Source organism: Variovorax sp. efr-133-TYG-130 (assembly GCF_030208835.1).
Classification (GTDB): Bacteria; Pseudomonadota; Gammaproteobacteria; order Burkholderiales; family Burkholderiaceae_C; genus Variovorax.
In genome coordinates this window covers 46,079-62,000 of record NZ_JARVTD010000024.1, presented here as the reverse complement: position 1 = coordinate 62,000, position 15,922 = coordinate 46,079, and the positions used below count along the sequence as shown (strand labels likewise).

The window sequence follows — 15,922 nt, the reverse complement described above, 5'->3', positions numbered from 1 at the left end:
TTATATGCAGGCTGTCTGTAGGTTAGTATTTAACGTACGTACAGACTGTATGTTTTATGAAGGAGCCGATTCCATGAAAGTCACGAGCTACTACCCCGTCGTCATGACCGAAGACGTGGCGGGCACCGCCGCCTTCTACCGGTCGCACTTCGGCTTCGTGCCGCTCTTTTCCAGCGACTGGTATGTGCATCTGCAGTTGGAGGGCCAACCTTCGGTGAACCTCGCCGTGCTGGACGGGCGCCACGAGACCATTCCGGAACCGGCGCGCGGGCAGGTGGCGGGCGGTCTGCTGCTGAACTTCGAGGTGGAGGATGCCGATGCGGTGCACGACCGGCTGAAGGCCGCGGGCCTGCCGATCCTGCTGCCGCTGCGCGACGAGGCCTTCGGCCAGCGCCACTTCATCACCCGCGACCCGAACGGCGTGCTGATCGACGTCATCAAGCCGATCCCGCCGTCGGGGGAGTTCGTTGCGCAGTACGAGGCGGAGGCGCTGCCGGCCGCCTGAACGGGATCAGGCGATCAGGCTCGCAGGGCCTCGTCTTCGTCGAGGCTGTCGCCCAGGAAGCCGCCGCTCTGGTGCGCCCACAGCCGCGCATACAGCCCGCCCTGTGCCATCAGCGTGCGGTGGTCGCCTTCTTCCACCACGCGGCCTTCGTCGAGCACGATGAGCCGGTCCATCGCCGCGATGGTCGACAGCCGGTGCGCGATGGCGATCACGGTCTTGCCTTCCATCAGCGTGTAGAGGCTCTGCTGGATGGCGGCCTCGACCTCGGAGTCGAGCGCGCTGGTGGCTTCGTCGAGCAGCAGGATCGGCGCGTCCTTCAGCATCACCCGCGCGATGGCCACGCGCTGGCGCTGGCCGCCCGACAGCTTCACGCCGCGTTCGCCCACGTGCGCCTCGTAGCCGCGACGCCCGCTCGCGTCGCCCAGCGTCTGGATGAATTCATGCGCTTCGGCCCGCTTGGCAGCGGCCTCGATCTCCGCGTGCGTGGCGTCGGGGCGGCCGTAGGCCACGTTGTCGGCCACCGAGCGGTGCATCAGCGAGGTGTCTTGTGTGACCATGCCGATGTGGCTGCGCAGCGAATCCTGCGTGACGTGCGCGATGTCCTGTCCGTCGATCAGGATGCGGCCGCTTTCCAGGTCATGGAAGCGCAGCAGCAGGTTCACCAGCGTCGACTTTCCCGCGCCCGAGCGGCCCACCAGGCCGATCTTTTCGCCGGGCTTCACGGTGAGGTTCAGGTCGTCGATGACGCGGCGGCCGCCGTCTCCATAGCGGAAGCTCGCATGCTCGAAGCGCACCTCGCCCTGCGGCACCTGGAGCACGGTGGCGTCTGTCGCGTCGAGCACCGTGCGCGGGCGCGACAGCGTCTTCATGCCGTCCTGCACCGTGCCGATGTTCTCGAACAGGCTGGTCATCTCCCACATGATCCAGTGCGACATGCCCTGCAACCGCAGCGCCATCGCGGTGGCCGCTGCCACGGCGCCCACGCCGACCGCGCCGTTGGACCACAGCCACAGCGCCACGCCCGCCATGCCGGCGGTCAGGCCCATGCTCAGCGCGTGGTTGACGATCTCGAAGGCGCTCACCAGCCGCATCTGGCCGTAGCCGGTCTTCATGAACTCGCGCATGGCGTCGCGCGCGAAGCCGGCCTCGCGCTGCGTGTGCGAGAACAGCTTGACGGTCGCGATGTTGGTGTAGGCGTCGGTCACGCGGCCGGTCATGAGGGCGCGGGCGTCGGCCTGCGCCTTGCCGACCTTGCCCAGGCGCGGCACGAAGTAGATCAGCGACACCACGTACAGCACCAGCCAGACCAGGAACGGCCACACCAGCTGCGCGTCGAGCACGCCCACCAGGATGATCATGGTGGCCACGTAGACGCCCATGGCCACGAGCACGTCGGCCAGCACGAAGATGGTCTCGCGCACCGCGAGCGCGGTCTGCATCACCTTGGCCGTGATGCGGCCCGCGAACTCGTCCTGGTAGAAGGCCATGCTCTGGCCCAGCATCAGGCGGTGGAAGTTCCAGCGCAGCCGCATCGGCAGGTTCACGGCCAGCGTCTGGTGCTTGACGATGGTCTGCAGCGCCACCACGCCGATGCTGATCACGAGGAAGGCGGCCAGCCACATCAGCGTGGTGCCGCGCTCTTCCCAGAGGCGCGAAGGCACCTGCCCGCCGAGCCAGTCGACGATGCGCCCGAGGATCGCGAACAGCGCCGCCTCGAAGGTCGACATGACGGCCGTGAGCGCGGCCATGGCCGCGATCTTGCCGCGCACGCCGTGCGTGCAGGCCCAGAGAAAGGCAAAGAAGCCCTGTGGCGGCAGCGACGGCTCGGCGGCAGGGTAGGGGTGAAGCAGTTTTTCGAAGAAGCGGAACAAGGCGAACGGTCTCCCGGAGAGCCGCTGACTGTAGCCGCGCATGCATGACCTTGCCCCGAAAAGGTGCGTTGTCCACGTGTCGCACGTGGACAGTCCGGCTAGGGTTGTCACTCTCCGGAGGCCGAATCTTTATCGACTATGTTTTGGTGACTTCGCGCTTGCGCGTCGTCGCTGTCGGTCCGACCCAGAAATTTCACAACAACGTTGGAGACGTTTTCCATGCACTTTCGTTTCAAGCTGCTGGCGCTGACCAGCGCGCTCGCCTTCTCGATGGGCGCCCTCGCTGCCGATCCGATCAAGATCGGCGTGGACGGCCCCTTCACCGGAGGCTCCTCCTCCATGGGCGTGAGCATGCGCGACGGCGTTCGCCTGGCCGCGGAGGAGATCAACAAGTCCGGCGGCGTGCTGGGCCGGCAGATCCAGCTGGTCGAGCGCGACGACGAAGCCAAGAACGAGCGCGGGGTGCAGATCGCCCAGGAGTTCGTGAACAAGGAGAAGGTGGTGGCCGCCGTGGGCTACATCAACACCGGCGTGGCGCTGGCCTCGCAGCGCTTCTTCCAGGAGGCGAAGATCCCGGTGCTCAACAACGTGGCCACGGGCTCGGTCATCACCCACCAGTTCGACAAGGACCCGGAGAACTACGTCTTCCGCAATGCCGCGCACGACAGCATCCAGGCGCCGATGATCGTGGAAGAGGCCATCACGCGGCGCGGCTACAAGAAGGTCGCGATCCTGGCCGACTCCACCAACTACGGCCAGCTGGGCCGCGAAGACCTGGAGCGCGCGCTCAAGAACAAGGGCATCACGCCCGTGGCGGTCGAGAAATTCAACATCAAGGACGTCGACATGACGGCCCAGCTGCTGAAGTCGAAGGAAGCCGGCGCCGAGGCCGTGCTCACCTACGGCATCGGCCCCGAGCTGGCCCAGATCGCCAACGGCATGACCAAGCTGGGCTGGAAGGTGCCGATCATCGGCAGCTGGACGCTGGCCATGGCCAACTTCATCGACAACGCCGGCCCCGGCGGCGACGGCGCGCGCATGCCGCAGACCTTCATCCAGGAGCCGACGAACCCCAAGCGCAAGGCCTTCATCGACGCCTTCGTCGGCAAGTTCAAGCCCAAGAACAACCGCATGGATTCGCCGGTGTCGGCGGCGCAGGGCTACGACTCGATCTACCTGCTGGCCGCCGCGATCAAGCAGGCCGGCAGCACCGACGGCCCGAAGATCAAGGCCGCGCTGGAAGACCTGCAGGCGCCGGTCGAAGGCGTGGTGACGACCTACAACAAGCCTTTCACCAAGACCGACCATGACGCCATCACCGCCAACATCCCGGTGTTCGGCGAGGTCAAGGGCGGTCGCGTGGTGTTCGCCAACGCAGACGACCAGAAGACCGCCGGCACCGTCCGCCTGAAGGACGTGGCGGCCAACGACGCGCTGCTGAAGAAGTAGCCGCCGGATCGAGCGTCGGCGCCGCCCCGGGACCTGTTCCTGCGGCGGCGCATTTTTTGGTCCCACGCCTCCTGCGAGCCGCCATGCAAATCCTTACCCAACTCATATTCAGCGGCATTGCGCTGGGCATGATCTACGCCGTCATCGCGTTCGGCTATCAGCTCACCTTCGCCACTTCGGACACACTGAACTTCGGCCAGGGCAACGCCCTCATGCTCGGTGCGATGGTCGGCCTCACGCTGGTGAACATGGGGCTGAACTACTGGCTGATGATCCCGCTGGTGTGCCTGTTCGGCGCCTTCCAGGGTGCGGTGGTGGAGCGCATCGCGGTGCGCCCCGCGATCAAGATCAAGTCGGAGTTCGGCTGGATCATGTCCACCATCGCGCTGGGCATCATCTTCACCAACGTGGCAGAGAACGTCTGGGGACGCGACGACCTGAAGTTCCCGTCGCCGCTGCCGGAGTCGCCGATGCACTTCCTGGGCGCCAACGTGCTGCCGATGGAGATACTGGTGGTCGTCGGCGCGCTGCTCATGATGCTGGCGGTGGAGCTGTTCAACCGCCGCTCGATCTACGGCAAGGCGGTGGTCGCCACCTTCAACGACCGCGACGCCGCCAAGCTCATGGGCATCAACACCGGCCTGGTCATCACCTTCTCGTATGCGCTGTCGTCCATGACGGCGGCCTTTGCCGGCGTGCTGATCGCGCCGCTCACGCTGACCGGCGCCTCGATGGGCGCGGTGCTCGGCCTGAAGGCATTCGCGGTCGCCATCATCGGCGGGCTGAACAGCGGCATGGGCATCGTGGTGGGCGGGATCATCCTGGGCATTGCCGAGACCACCACCGGCTTCTACCTGAGCACCGGCTACAAGGACGTGCCCGGGCTGGTGCTGCTGCTGATCGTGCTGGCCGTGCGCCCGTCGGGCCTGTTCGGCAAGGCCGCCATCAAGAAGGTGTGAGCGCGTGGCCATGAATTCCGAAAAAATGAAAACCAGCCATCTCCTCCTGGCGGTGGCGGGCGTGGCGGCGCTGCTGCTGTTCCCGATCGGCGTCGACAACCCGTACTACATCCACCTGCTCGAGACCATCATGATCTACGCGATCCTGCTGTTCGGGCTGGACATCGTGGTGGGCTACACCGGCCAGGTCTCGCTGGGCCACGCGGGCCTGTTCGGCCTGGGCGCCTATGCGGCCGGCGTGCTGGTGTTCAAGCTGTCGGCACCGTTCTGGATCACGGTGCCGTTCGCCATCGTGTTCACGGCCGGCTTCGGCGCGCTGCTGGCGTTGCCGGCGCTGCGCGTGTCGGGGCCTTACCTGGCGATGGTCACGCTGGCCTTCGGCACCATCATCCAGATCCTCATCAACGAGATGAGCTTCCTGACCGACGGGCCGATGGGCATCAAGCTGGAGAAGCCAGCGCTGTTCGGCCACAAGCTCGACGACCGCGAGTACTACTGGGTGGTGGCGGTGCTGATGGTGCTGTCGCTGGTGGTGGTGCACCGCATCCTGCGCTCGCACCTGGGGCGGGCCTTCGAGGCGCTGCGCGGCAGCCCGGTGGCATCGGACTGCATGGGCGTGTCGGTGTACCGCTACAAGGTCTATGCCTTCGTCATCAGCGCCGGCTTTGCCGGGCTGGCGGGCTGCCTGTATGCGTACTCCGAGCAGTACATCTCGCCCAACTCGTACAACTTCGAGCTCACCGTGCTGTTCCTGCTGGCGGTGATCATGGGCGGGCGCAAGAGCCGCATCGGCTCCATGCTGGGCGCCACCATCATCGTGCTGCTGCCCAAGCTGCTGGACGACGTGGTGCTGTTCCGATACGTGTCGGTGGGGCTGGCCGTGCTGGTGCTGGTGGCGGCCGTGGTCGCCGTGCGGCGCCAGCGCGCCACGCCCGGGCAGATGGCCATTCCGGTGGTCGGCAGCATCGCGCTCGCGGGCCTGGCCTTCTGGCTGGACGCGATGACCGACTGGCGGCTGTCGATCTTCGGCGTGATCATGCTGTTCGTCATCTACTACCTGCAGGACGGCATCGTCGGCTTCGTGCGCAAGGCGCTGAACATGCGCAGGCCCGTGGCGTCGGTGGTGGCGTCGGATGTCGACGCTGCACCGGCCGACGCGGTGTCCACCGCGGCCCATGCCGGCGGCACCGAAGACGTGCTCGAGGCCTCGGGCGTGCTGATGCAGTTCGGCGGCCTGAAGGCGCTCAACAACGTCGACCTGCGCATCAAGCGCGGCACCATCCACGGCCTGATCGGGCCCAACGGTTCCGGCAAGAGCACCATGATGAACGTGCTGACCGGCATCTACGTGCCGACGGCCGGCGCCATCTCCTTCGGCGGGCGTTCGCTGGTGGGGCGCACCTCGGCGGATATCGCGCTGTCGGGCATCGCGCGCACCTTCCAGAACGTGCAGCTGTTCGGCGAGATGACGGCGCTGCAGAACGTGCAGGTCGGCCTGCACCACAGCTTTGCCAGCAACCTGCTCGACGTGGCGGCCGGCACGCCGCGCTACCGGCGCGAGAGCGCAGCCGCGGTGCAGCGCGGGCTGGGGCTGCTGAAGTTCGTCGGCCTGGAGTCGTTTGCCACCGAGGAGGCGCGCAACCTGCCCTACGGCAAGCAGCGCCTGCTGGAAATCGCGCGGGCGCTGGCGCTCGACCCGCAACTGCTGCTGCTCGACGAGCCGGCCGCCGGGCTGACCGCGCCCGACATCAAGGAGCTGCTCACCATCATCCGCAAGATCCGCGAGCACGGCGTGACCGTGATCCTGATCGAGCACCACATGGACGTGGTGATGAGCATGTGCGACACCGTCTCGGTGCTCGACTTCGGCCAGAAGATCGCCGAAGGCGAGCCGGCCAGGGTGCAGGCCGACGAGAAGGTGATCGAGGCCTATCTGGGCGGCGGCGCATGACGGGCGCCGGCAACGCAAGACCAGGAACCCCAACATGCTGACCATCCAGAATCTTTTTGCGGGCTACGGCAAGGTGCAGGTGCTGCACGGCATTTCGATCGAGGTGCCCAAGGGCAAGGTCGTGACGCTGATCGGCTCCAACGGCGCCGGCAAGACCACCACCATGCGCGCCGTGTCGGGAATGATCGCGCCCACGGCCGGCGAGATCACGCTCAACGGCAAGCGCATCGACGGCCTGGAGTCGTTCCACATCGCCAAGCAGGGCCTGGCGCATTCGCCCGAAGGCCGGCGCGTGTTCGCGACCATGACCGTCACCGACAACCTCACGCTGGGCGCCTTCCCGCGCCTGACCGGCAGCCGCCCGCGCGGCGACGTGGCGGGCGACCTGGAGCGCGCGCTCGAACTCTTTCCGCGCCTGAAGGAGCGCCGCACGCAGCTGGCCGGCACGCTGTCGGGCGGCGAGCAGCAGATGCTGGCCATGGCCCGCGCGGTGATGCTGAACCCCGAGGTGGTGCTGCTCGACGAGCCTTCGATGGGCCTGGCGCCGATCCTGGTGGCCGAAGTGTTCCGCATCATCGAGCGGCTCAAGAGCGAGGGCGTGACGATGCTGCTGGTGGAGCAGTTCGCCGCAGCCGCGCTCGGCGTGGCCGACTACGGCTATGTGCTGGAGAACGGGCGCATTTCGCTGCACGGTCCGGCGGAGAAATTGCGCAGCGACCCGGCGGTGAAGGCGGCCTACCTGGGGGGTGGGCATTAAGTGCCGGCCGCTAGACTCCCCGCGTGAAACCTGAAGGAACCGACACCCCCGCGCCTGGCATCTTGCGGAGACCGCCATGGACCGCATGACCAGCCTGCGCGTGTTCCGCGAAGTCGTCGAGGCCGGCAGCTTCGTGGCCGCCGCCGAGCGGCTGGGCATGTCGCCGCCGATGGCCAGCAAGCATGTGGCGCAGCTGGAGAAATCGCTCGGCGCGCGGCTGCTGCATCGCTCCAGCCGCCACCTGAGCCTGACCGAGGCGGGCACCGCCTGGTACGAGCAGAGCCGCCGCGCGCTCGACCTGCTGGACGCCGCCGAGGCCGCCATCGGCCAGACCCACGACACGCCGCGCGGCCAGCTCAAGGTGAGCGCGCCCGTGTGGTGCGCCACGCCGCGCTTCGCGCGCATGCTGGCCGACTACCGCGCCCGGTACCCCGAAGTGCTGGTCGACATGCACCTGGAAAACCGCAAGGTCGATCTCGCGGCCGACGGCTACGACCTGGCCCTGCGCGCGACGCAGGAGCCGTCGCCGGCGCTCATCGCGCGGCCGCTGTGCAGCGTGCCTTTCCATCTGGTCGGCACGCCGGCCTGCGTCGAGCGGGCAGGCGGGTTGCCCGCGCTGCCGGCTGACCTGGCGAGGCTGGGCGCCATCGTGCCGAGCTACGTGAACCTGGACAACCTCGCGCTCAAGGGGCCGGGCGGGCGCATGTTCCCGCTGCGGCTGGTGCCGGCCATGCGCTCCGACGACACCACGCTCACGCTGCATGCGGTGCGGGCGGACATGGGCATCGCCTACATGCCCTCGTGGCTGGTCGAAGAGGACATTGCCACCGGGCGGCTGCTGCGGCTGCTGCCGGAGTTCCATTCCGTGCCGGTCACGCTGTTTGCGGTGTACACGAGCCGGCAGTACATGTCGTCGAAGCTGCGGACCTTCATCGACTTTCTGAGCGAGCGGCTTGGGTAGGGCGCGCCACCAAAACTGCCGCTTCAATGTTTCCTGCAAGGAACTGATTCGATGCATCGGCGCCTGTCGATTTCCTCGCAGGAAATGTCTACAGTCGATGCAACGCTTTCAAGGAGCATCGACTTGACCCACGACGACACCCCCACTTCGCGCCTGCCGACCTATTTCATCTCCCACGGCGGCGGCCCCTGGCCCTGGATGAAGAAGGAAATGGGCGCCACCTACGACAAGCTCGCCGCCTCGCTGGCCGACATGCCGCGCCAGATCGGCCGCAAGCCGAGCGCCATCCTCATGGTGTCGGCGCACTGGGAGGCGCCCGCCTTCACGGTGCAGGGCAACCCCAAGCCGCCGATGATCTACGACTATGGCGGCTTCCCCGCCCACACCTACGAAGTGCACTACGACTCGCCCGGTTCGCCGGAACTCGCGCAGCGCGTGCAGTCGCTGATCGCCGCCGCCGGCCTGCCGGTGCAGATCGACCCCGAGCGCGGCTACGACCACGGCATGTTCTCGCCGATGGCGGCCATCTATCCGCAGGCCGACGTGCCGGTGGTGCAACTGTCGCTGCGGCGCGGGCTCGACCCGGCGGAGCACCTGGCGCTGGGCCGCGCCATTGCACCGCTGCGCGACGAGAACGTGCTGATCGTCGGCAGCGGCCTGAGCTATCACAACCTGCGCAACTTCGGCCCGCAGGCGCACGGCGTGTCGAAGGCCTTCGACGACTGGCTCGATGAAGCGGTGGTGAAAAGCGACGCCGCCGGGCGCAGCGCGCAGTTACTCGACTGGGCTTCAGCGCCCGCGGCGCGCATGGCGCACCCGCGCGAAGAGCATCTGATTCCGCTGATGGTGGCCGTGGGCGCGGCCGAGAGCGAAGCCGGCGAGCGGGTCTATCACGAAGACGCCTTCATGGGCGGGCTCGTGGTGTCGAGCTTCCGCTTCGGCGCCTGAGGGCTCAACTGCGGCGCACGCCGTCGGCATCCACCAGCCCGACGCGCGTCTGCCGCCCCCAGGTTCCGCGCCCGGTCAGGAAGCTCCACCATCCCCAGGCCGCGCCCGTGTGCCGCAGGATCTGGAAGGTGAAGGGCTCGACCAGCGCCGCCAGGAAGGCCTGCGCCATGTTGGCCTCGCTCTGCTGGCCGATCCAGCGGCGGTACAGGAACACCGACCACAGGTGGAAGACCAGGTCGAGCACGATCTTCGCGCCGATCACGCCGGCCACCGGCGCCAGCACGCCGAAGTTGCCGCGCACCAGGTACATCAGCAGCAGGCCGAAGGCGGCCAGCCCGTAGAGCGGTTGCAGCGTGTCGATGGCCTTCACCGGCAGCATCGCGATGCCGAGCCAGCCATAGCGCCGGTCGCCGACCATTGCGCGATACCAATATTGGGTCTGCAGGAAGCCGCCGAACCAGCGGCGGCGCTGGCGCAGGAAGGCGCCGGTGCTGCTGGGCGCGTCGGTGTGGGCCTGCGCGTCGCCGAGCACGCGCACGGTCCACGGCAAGCCGTGCGCCTGGGCGTGCCGGTGCAGGCGGTGAATGAGTTCGTAGTCCTCGACCAGGCAGTCGGTGTCGAAGCCGCCCACTGCCCGCACCGCATCGGTGCGAAAGCCGGCAAAGGCGCCCGAGATCAGCAGCAGCCCGTTGACGCGCATCCACGCATATCGCGACAGGAAGTTGCGGATGTACTCGTATGTCTGGAACCACTGGAAGCAGCGCCCGGCCAGCGTGCGGCTGCACACCGGCGTGATGACGCCGGTGGCGGCCACGAGGTCGGGCTCTTCCGAAAAAGCCCGGCGCACCGCGGCGATGGCCTTGCTGTCGAGCAGCGTGTCGCCGTCCACAGTGAGCACGGTGTCGGTGTCGATGCACAGGATGGCCGCGTTCAGCGCCACCGCCTTGCCGCCGTGCGGCAGCCGCAGCCAGTAGAGCGCCGGGTGCGTGGCGCTGGCCGCGCTCAGTTCGCCCAGGGCCGGCGCGACCAGGCCGTAGCGCGTGGTGAGAAGCTCGGCGGTGCCGTCGCTCGAGCCGTCGTCGGCGATCACGATGCGGTCGGGCACGTCGGTCTGGCCGAGCAGGGCGGCCAGCGTGACGGGCAGCACGGCGGACTCGTTGTGCGAGGCGACGATCACGCCCAGCGTGGTGCGGCGGCCGGTGACGGCCGGCTGGGAAGGAGGGCGGGGCCGCAGGATCGGCAGCGTCATCCAGCCCACGAACAGCAGCAGCACCGTGTCGTAGAGCACATAGGCCACGCCCACCGACCACGCGCCGACGTTGCCGACGCGGAAGGCCATGGCGAAGAGCAGCCCCCACAGCACGAGCACGCCGCCGTGGATCAGCCAGCTTCGCAGCGGCGTGGCGGGGGGGGACAGGCGCGGCGATGCGGCCAGGAACGCGGAATGAAGGGAATTGTTCAAGAGAAGATGCCTGGGCGACGAACTGTCATACGCAAGAACATGGTCGGCGGTTTCGCAAAGGCCCGGATACAACCGGGACAATCGCAAAACCCACCGACAGACTCAGCCCACGCCTGAAAATTCCCCGCATGCTCCCACAAACCCGCTACACCCGAACCGCGATCGCCTTGCACTGGGTCATCGCATTGCTCATGGCCGTCAACATCGCGCTGATCCTGCTGGTCGACCGCTACCCCGACGACTGGGTGCGCCCGGCGGTCGACACTCACAAATCGATCGGCATCACGGTGCTGGGGCTGGTCATCCTGCGAATCCTCTGGCGCTTCACACACAGGCCGCCGGCCATGCCGGGCTCATACGGCGCGTTCGAGCGCTTCGCCGCGCACGCGGCCCACGGCGTGCTGTACCTGCTGATGGTGCTGCTGCCGCTGTCGGGCTGGATGCACGACTCGGCCTGGAAGGACGCCGGCACCCACCCGATGTACCTGTTCGGCCTGTTCGAGTGGCCGCGCATCGGCTGGATCATGGCCATCGAGCCCACCCTCAAGGAAACCTGGCACACCGTGCTGGGCGGGGTGCACGCCTGGGCGGGCTACGTGCTGTACGCGATGTTCGGGCTGCACGTGCTGGGCGCGCTGAAGCACCAGTTCCTGGACGGCGAGCGCGAGCTGCAGCGCATGTGGCCGGGAGCACGCGGATGAGCGGCGGCATGAACGAGGAAGAACAGGAAGCGCGCGCAGCCATCGCGCGCGTCGATGCGCTTTCCACCCACCACGACCCGGTTCACGGCGGCGTGCGCGTGCGCTGGCGCCGCTTCGGCAGAGACACCAGCCGGCCGCCCCTCGTGCTGCTGCACGGCGGCCATGGCAGCTGGATGCACTGGCTGCGCAACGCCGAGGCGCTGTCGGCCGGCCGCACGCTGTGGCTGCCCGACATGCCGGGCTTCAACGAATCCGACGCGCCGCCGCGCGTGCCACCCGGCGAAGACTCGCTGCCGCCCTTGCTCAATGCGCTCGGCGGCACGCTCGACCAGCTGATCGGCGCGGGCACGCCCATCGACCTGGGCGGTTTTTCCTTCGGCGGGCTGACGGCGGCGCGCTTTGCCGTGCGGCGCGGCGCCATTCGCCGGCTTGCGCTGGTGGGCAGCGGCGGCCACGGCACGCTGCGGCGCATGACGGTCGAGATGATCAACTGGCGTTCCGCCCCCGACAGCGAACGGGAGCGCGCCGCGCTGCTGCACAACCTGGCCGCGCTGATGCTGCACGACAAGGCCGCCATCGACGCGCTGGCCTTCGAGATCCACGACATCTCCTGCCACGGCACGCGCTTTCGCAGCAAGGAGGTGTCGCTGTCGGGCGGCCTGCAGCAGGCCATCGACACGCTGGGCGTGCCCACGCTGCTGCTGTGGGGCGAGTTCGACGTCACCGCCGATCCGCGCCCGCTGGTGGCGCGGCTGGTGGCCGAAGGCCCGGGGCGCGAGGGCGCGGTGATCGACGGCGCCGGGCACTGGGCGCAGTACGAGCGCGCCGACGAGGTCAATGCGCGCTTGCTGCAGTTCCTGGCCTGAACATCGGCGGTGAAAAAGCCACTGTTCAACGACCTATCGAAACGGCGTTTTCGCGCCAGAACGCAGCATCGGGAAAACTGCCGCTGCCGGCCGCCGCGTTGTCCGCCATGTGCTCGGCGCGGCTCGTGCCCGGGATCACGCAGGTCACGGCCGGGTGGCTCAGCACGAACTTCAGCAGCACCTGCGCCCAGCTCGTGCAGCCGATCTCGCCGGCCCACGGCGGCAGCGGTTTGTCGCGCAGGCGGCGCAGCAGGCCGCCGCCGCCGAATGGCAGGTTGACGATCACCGCCACGCCGCGCTCGGCCGCCAGCGGCAGCAGGCGCTGTTCCGCCTCGCGGGCGTCGAGCGAGTAGTTGATCTGCAGGAAGTCGAGCTTCTCCGCTTTCAGCACCGCTTCCACCTCGCCGTAGGCCGAGGCGGTGTAGTGCGTGATGCCGATGTAGCGCACGCGGCCCTTGTCCTTCCAGCCGCGCAGCGTGGCCAGGTGGATGCGCCAGTCGACGAGGTTGTGCACCTGCATCAGGTCCATGCGCTGCGTGCGCAGCCGCGCGAACGACTGCTCCATCTGCGCGATGCCGGCCTCGCGGCCCGAGGTCCAGACCTTGGTGGCGAGGAAGGCCTTGTCGCGCTGGCCCGAAGCTGCCAGCAGCTCGCCGGTGGTTTCCTCGGAGCGGCCGTACATCGGCGAGCTGTCGATCACCGTGCCGCCGGCCGCGAACAGCGCATCGAGCACGCCGGGCAGGCGCTTGTATTCCTCGGTGCCGGGGCGCTGGTCGAAGCCGATCCAGGTGCCGCAGCCGATGACGGGCAGGGCTTCGCGGGTGGAGGGAATGGGGCGGGTGTTCATGGCGGGCGTGGGCGGTCGTTGCGCCAAGGTGGGGAGCGCGGCGCCGGCGCACAGCGCAACGCCTGTGCGCAGCAGCTCGGCGCGGGTGATGGGGAAATCCTTCAGGGGCGGCATCGGCGGCCAGTATCCGGCGGAAGGCGCCGCACGCAAGCTTGCGGCCTGTGCTCCAATCCGGCTTTTCGCCGCCTCACATTCATCATGGGAATGCCACTCTCGCTGCTTCGCATGCCTTCGCTGGACCTGGTGCGGGGCTTCGTGGCGGTAGGCCGGCGCATGAGCATCTCGCTCGCGGCGCAAGACCTCTGCCTCACGCAGTCGGCGGTGAGCAAGCAGGTGCATGCGCTGGAAACGCTGCTCGGCGTGAAGCTGCTGGTGCGCGGCCACCGCTCGATCGCCTTCACGGCCGAAGGCGAACGCCTCTTTCGCAGCGCCGACGGCGCGGTGCAGCAACTGCAGGACGTGATGGGCGGCATCCGCCAGTCCGGCGAGCAGCGCCCCGTGACGCTGAGCGCGAGCATCGGCATGACGGGGCTGTGGCTGCTGCCGCGGCTGGGCAATGTGCAGAAGCTGCATCCGGGCGTCGACGTGCGCGTGTCGTCCAACAACCGCCTGGCCGACATGCGCAACGACGGCATCGACCTTGCCATCCGCTACACGACGCCCGTGCTTGCGCCGGCCGGGGCGGTGCGGCTCTTCGGGGAAACCGTGGCGCCGGTGGCGCACCCTTCGCTCGGGCTGGCGTCGCTGGCGTCGGCGCAGGCGCTGTCGCAGCTTTGCCTGCTGGCCTTCGACGATCCGCAGCACCCGTGGCTGCAATGGAGCGACTGGCTCGCGGCGGTGGGCTGGGCCGATGCGAAGCCGCGCGCCGTGCTCCATTTCAACCAGTACGACCAGTTGATCCAGGCGGCGCTGGCCGGCCAGGGCGTGGCGCTGGGGCGGCTGGAACTGATCCAGCCGTTGCTCGACGACCGGCGGCTGGTGCGCGTGGCCGCACCCGCGCCGGCGCAGCCTTCAGGCCATGCCTACTGGCTGATCCACGCCGACGAGGCACCGCGCGAAGACGTGCGCCACGTGGCCGAATGGCTGATGGACGAGGCCCGGCAGTCGTCAGGGCACTGAGGGCATCGCCTTGCAATACGCGATCGCCTCGTCGAGGCGGTCGTTGCCCCAGAACATCTCGCTGCCGGCAAAGAAGGTCGGCGCGCCGAAGATGCCTTTCTCCGCGGCCGTCTCGGTCTGGCGCCGCAGCCGCAGCTTGTTGGCGTCGGAAAGCGCTTCTTCGAGGATGCGGTGCGCCGGCAGACCCAGTCCGGCGAGCAGGTCGCGCATGGCCTGCGGCGAATCGATGTCGCGGTCTTCGGCGAAGTTCATCGTCATCGTGCGGCGGCAGAACTCGCCCATCCACGGCTGCGCGGCACCCACCAGCGCAATGCGCAGCGGCAGCACGGCCGGGCGCGGAAAGCGCGTTGGCTGCCGCCACGGCAGGCCATGCTTGCGGCACTGGCGGGCCATGTCCTTCCACGTGTAGTCGCCTTTCTCCTTCTGCAAAACGAAGGGTGACGTCTCCCAGCCGAAGGAGCGGAAGATCGGCCCCAGCAGGAAGGGCTGCCAGCGGATGCCGATGCCGTGCGCGGCCGCCTCCTGCTCCAAGCGCATCACGCTGAGGTAGCTGTAGTTGCTGCCGAAGTCGAACCAGAAGTCGAGCGTGTTCATTCGAACACCACCAGGCAGCGGGCCTCGATGCTCTCGCGCAGCGGCGCGTCGGCGGGCGCCTCGGGGTGGTCGAAGGCGGCATGCGGCGTGTAGCGAGAGACGCCGCTGAGCTGCGAGTCGTACTGCTTGAACACCAGCGCCTCGTGCCGGTCCATCGCGGAAAAGTAAGACCAGCGGTGCGAGGGCGAATGCGTCGCGAGGTAGATCTCGCCGGTGCGGCGCGGATAGCGCACCTCGGCGTCGACCAGGTCCCGGGCCATCACCGAGCGGGCATCGCACACGGCGAGCGGCGTGTCGAGCACCGGCCCTCTTATCGAACGCCAGACATTGACGATGCAATAGCGCCGCACGGCCGCGGCTTCCTCGGGGTCGGGCAGCACCAGGGACAGCCGGCGACGGCCAGATTCCTCGGTGTAGTCGTTGTGGATGCGGCCGTTGGCGGCGGCCAGGCCGTCGGTCGCGCGGCGGCCGAAGCTCAGGGCGGCGCGGTCGGCTTCGCGCCTGCGCACCAGGTGGTCGAAGACATGGGCACGCGTGCCGCCCGTGACGGCCAGTGCCAGTTCGGCCACCTCGCGGTGGTAGATGGCCGTGACCTCCGCGTCGTCGAGGAAGTCGCGCACGGCCGTGGGCGCGTCGCGCAGCACGAAGCCTTCGCGCTCGATGTCGGGTGGCGCTGCGGCTGCGCGTGCATCCGCGATGGGCATGGGGCGCAGTTCGTAGCTGCCGCTTTCCCAGGGCGTGTCGGGCGGCGGCTGGAAGGTGTAGCTGACGGGGCGCAGGGCGGACGGCTGGAGGTAGTTCAGGCCTGCGGTGACGGCTGTGACGGCTGTGCTGGGGGTGGTCATGCGGTGCTCCTGTTGGACGGCTCCATTGGAGCGAAGCGGCAGCCCCGGCTCAAACGACTTCTGGGCGTCTTCGCATGAGCAGCGGGA

At 68.3% G+C, this 15,922-nt stretch carries 15 protein-coding genes; 10 read left to right on the top strand and 5 right to left on the bottom strand.

What is annotated here, in order from left to right; translation table 11 throughout:
• Nucleotides 1-73: 73 nt before the first annotated feature.
• Nucleotides 74-505: a VOC family protein gene (locus tag QRN67_RS20715; protein ID WP_285413344.1), complete on the top strand. Its 432-nt coding sequence runs from the start codon at nucleotides 74-76 to the stop codon at nucleotides 503-505.
• Nucleotides 506-519: 14 nt separating this feature from the next.
• Here QRN67_RS20715 and QRN67_RS20710 read toward each other — a convergent pair whose 3' ends face one another.
• Nucleotides 520-2,376 (bottom strand): ABC transporter ATP-binding protein, encoded by a 1,857-nt coding sequence (locus tag QRN67_RS20710; RefSeq protein ID WP_199851930.1) that lies wholly within the window; start codon nucleotides 2,374-2,376, stop codon nucleotides 520-522.
• Nucleotides 2,377-2,595: 219 nt separating this feature from the next.
• Between QRN67_RS20710 and QRN67_RS20705 the strand changes: the two genes are divergently transcribed.
• From QRN67_RS20705 to QRN67_RS20680, 6 genes are all read left to right on the top strand, one after another.
• The gene (locus tag QRN67_RS20705) at nucleotides 2,596-3,825 is read left to right on the top strand and encodes an ABC transporter substrate-binding protein (RefSeq protein WP_285413343.1); all 1,230 of its coding nucleotides are present in this window, start codon (nucleotides 2,596-2,598) and stop codon (nucleotides 3,823-3,825) included.
• Nucleotides 3,826-3,908: 83 nt separating this feature from the next.
• Nucleotides 3,909-4,784 (top strand): branched-chain amino acid ABC transporter permease, encoded by an 876-nt coding sequence (locus QRN67_RS20700; RefSeq protein ID WP_285413342.1) that lies wholly within the window; start codon nucleotides 3,909-3,911, stop codon nucleotides 4,782-4,784.
• 25 nt (nucleotides 4,785-4,809) lie between these two features.
• Complete coding sequence (locus tag QRN67_RS20695) at nucleotides 4,810-6,735, top strand: branched-chain amino acid ABC transporter ATP-binding protein/permease (RefSeq protein ID WP_285413341.1); 1,926 nt, start codon at nucleotides 4,810-4,812, stop codon at nucleotides 6,733-6,735.
• Nucleotides 6,736-6,769: 34 nt separating this feature from the next.
• Entirely contained in the window at nucleotides 6,770-7,492 is a 723-nt protein-coding gene (locus QRN67_RS20690; RefSeq protein WP_285413340.1) for an ABC transporter ATP-binding protein, read from the top strand.
• A 76-nt stretch (nucleotides 7,493-7,568) separates the two neighbouring features.
• Entirely contained in the window at nucleotides 7,569-8,453 is an 885-nt protein-coding gene (locus QRN67_RS20685; RefSeq protein WP_081266712.1) for a LysR family transcriptional regulator, read from the top strand.
• Nucleotides 8,454-8,576: 123 nt separating this feature from the next.
• A complete protein-coding gene (locus tag QRN67_RS20680) occupies nucleotides 8,577-9,401 on the top strand; it encodes a DODA-type extradiol aromatic ring-opening family dioxygenase (RefSeq protein WP_081266713.1) in 825 nt (274 codons plus the stop codon).
• Nucleotides 9,402-9,405: 4 nt separating this feature from the next.
• Here QRN67_RS20680 and QRN67_RS20675 read toward each other — a convergent pair whose 3' ends face one another.
• Nucleotides 9,406-10,863 (bottom strand): glycosyltransferase family 2 protein, encoded by a 1,458-nt coding sequence (locus tag QRN67_RS20675; protein ID WP_285413338.1) that lies wholly within the window; start codon nucleotides 10,861-10,863, stop codon nucleotides 9,406-9,408.
• 128 nt (nucleotides 10,864-10,991) lie between these two features.
• On the opposite strand from QRN67_RS20675, the gene QRN67_RS20670 reads away from it, so the two are divergent.
• Both QRN67_RS20670 and QRN67_RS20665 read left to right on the top strand, forming a co-directional pair.
• The gene (locus QRN67_RS20670; protein WP_285413337.1) at nucleotides 10,992-11,564 is read left to right on the top strand and encodes a cytochrome b; all 573 of its coding nucleotides are present in this window, start codon (nucleotides 10,992-10,994) and stop codon (nucleotides 11,562-11,564) included.
• Nucleotides 11,565-11,572: 8 nt separating this feature from the next.
• Entirely contained in the window at nucleotides 11,573-12,430 is an 858-nt protein-coding gene (locus QRN67_RS20665) for an alpha/beta fold hydrolase (protein ID WP_285413336.1), read from the top strand.
• 25 nt (nucleotides 12,431-12,455) lie between these two features.
• On the opposite strand, the gene QRN67_RS20660 is transcribed toward QRN67_RS20665, so the two are convergent.
• Nucleotides 12,456-13,367 carry an aldo/keto reductase gene (locus QRN67_RS20660; protein WP_503010934.1) on the bottom strand — a complete coding sequence of 304 codons (912 nt, stop codon included), beginning with the start codon at nucleotides 13,365-13,367 and terminating at the stop codon, nucleotides 12,456-12,458.
• Between the two features lie 114 nt (nucleotides 13,368-13,481).
• Here QRN67_RS20660 and QRN67_RS20655 point away from each other — a divergent pair, with 114 nt between their 5' ends.
• The gene (locus QRN67_RS20655) at nucleotides 13,482-14,396 is read left to right on the top strand and encodes a LysR substrate-binding domain-containing protein (RefSeq protein WP_285413360.1); all 915 of its coding nucleotides are present in this window, start codon (nucleotides 13,482-13,484) and stop codon (nucleotides 14,394-14,396) included.
• On the opposite strand, the gene QRN67_RS20650 is transcribed toward QRN67_RS20655, so the two are convergent.
• Both QRN67_RS20650 and QRN67_RS20645 read right to left on the bottom strand, forming a co-directional pair.
• Complete coding sequence (locus tag QRN67_RS20650; protein WP_285413335.1) at nucleotides 14,385-14,990, bottom strand: 2-hydroxychromene-2-carboxylate isomerase; 606 nt, start codon at nucleotides 14,988-14,990, stop codon at nucleotides 14,385-14,387. The genes QRN67_RS20655 and QRN67_RS20650 overlap by 12 nt on opposite strands.
• Entirely contained in the window at nucleotides 14,987-15,835 is an 849-nt protein-coding gene (locus tag QRN67_RS20645; protein WP_285413334.1) for a CmcJ/NvfI family oxidoreductase, read from the bottom strand. Before QRN67_RS20645 ends, QRN67_RS20650 begins: the two co-directional genes overlap by 4 nt.
• Nucleotides 15,836-15,922 lie beyond the last annotated feature (87 nt).

Excerpts from the sequence above, each read along its gene's own strand:
- QRN67_RS20715 (WP_285413344.1), top strand. The coding sequence starts at position 74 with ATGAAAGTCACGAGCTACTACCCCGTCGTCATGACCGAAGACGTGGCG.
- QRN67_RS20705 (WP_285413343.1), top strand. The coding sequence starts at position 2,596 with ATGCACTTTCGTTTCAAGCTGCTGGCGCTGACCAGCGCGCTCGCCTTC.
- QRN67_RS20700 (WP_285413342.1), top strand. The coding sequence starts at position 3,909 with ATGCAAATCCTTACCCAACTCATATTCAGCGGCATTGCGCTGGGCATG.
- QRN67_RS20695 (WP_285413341.1), top strand. The coding sequence starts at position 4,810 with ATGAAAACCAGCCATCTCCTCCTGGCGGTGGCGGGCGTGGCGGCGCTG.
- QRN67_RS20690 (WP_285413340.1), top strand. The coding sequence starts at position 6,770 with ATGCTGACCATCCAGAATCTTTTTGCGGGCTACGGCAAGGTGCAGGTG.
- QRN67_RS20685 (WP_081266712.1), top strand. The coding sequence starts at position 7,569 with ATGGACCGCATGACCAGCCTGCGCGTGTTCCGCGAAGTCGTCGAGGCC.
- QRN67_RS20670 (WP_285413337.1), top strand. The coding sequence starts at position 10,992 with ATGCTCCCACAAACCCGCTACACCCGAACCGCGATCGCCTTGCACTGG.
- QRN67_RS20665 (WP_285413336.1), top strand. The coding sequence starts at position 11,573 with ATGAACGAGGAAGAACAGGAAGCGCGCGCAGCCATCGCGCGCGTCGAT.
- QRN67_RS20655 (WP_285413360.1), top strand. The coding sequence starts at position 13,482 with ATGCCACTCTCGCTGCTTCGCATGCCTTCGCTGGACCTGGTGCGGGGC.
- QRN67_RS20650 (WP_285413335.1), bottom strand. The coding sequence starts at position 14,990 with ATGAACACGCTCGACTTCTGGTTCGACTTCGGCAGCAACTACAGCTAC.
- QRN67_RS20645 (WP_285413334.1), bottom strand. The coding sequence starts at position 15,835 with ATGACCACCCCCAGCACAGCCGTCACAGCCGTCACCGCAGGCCTGAAC.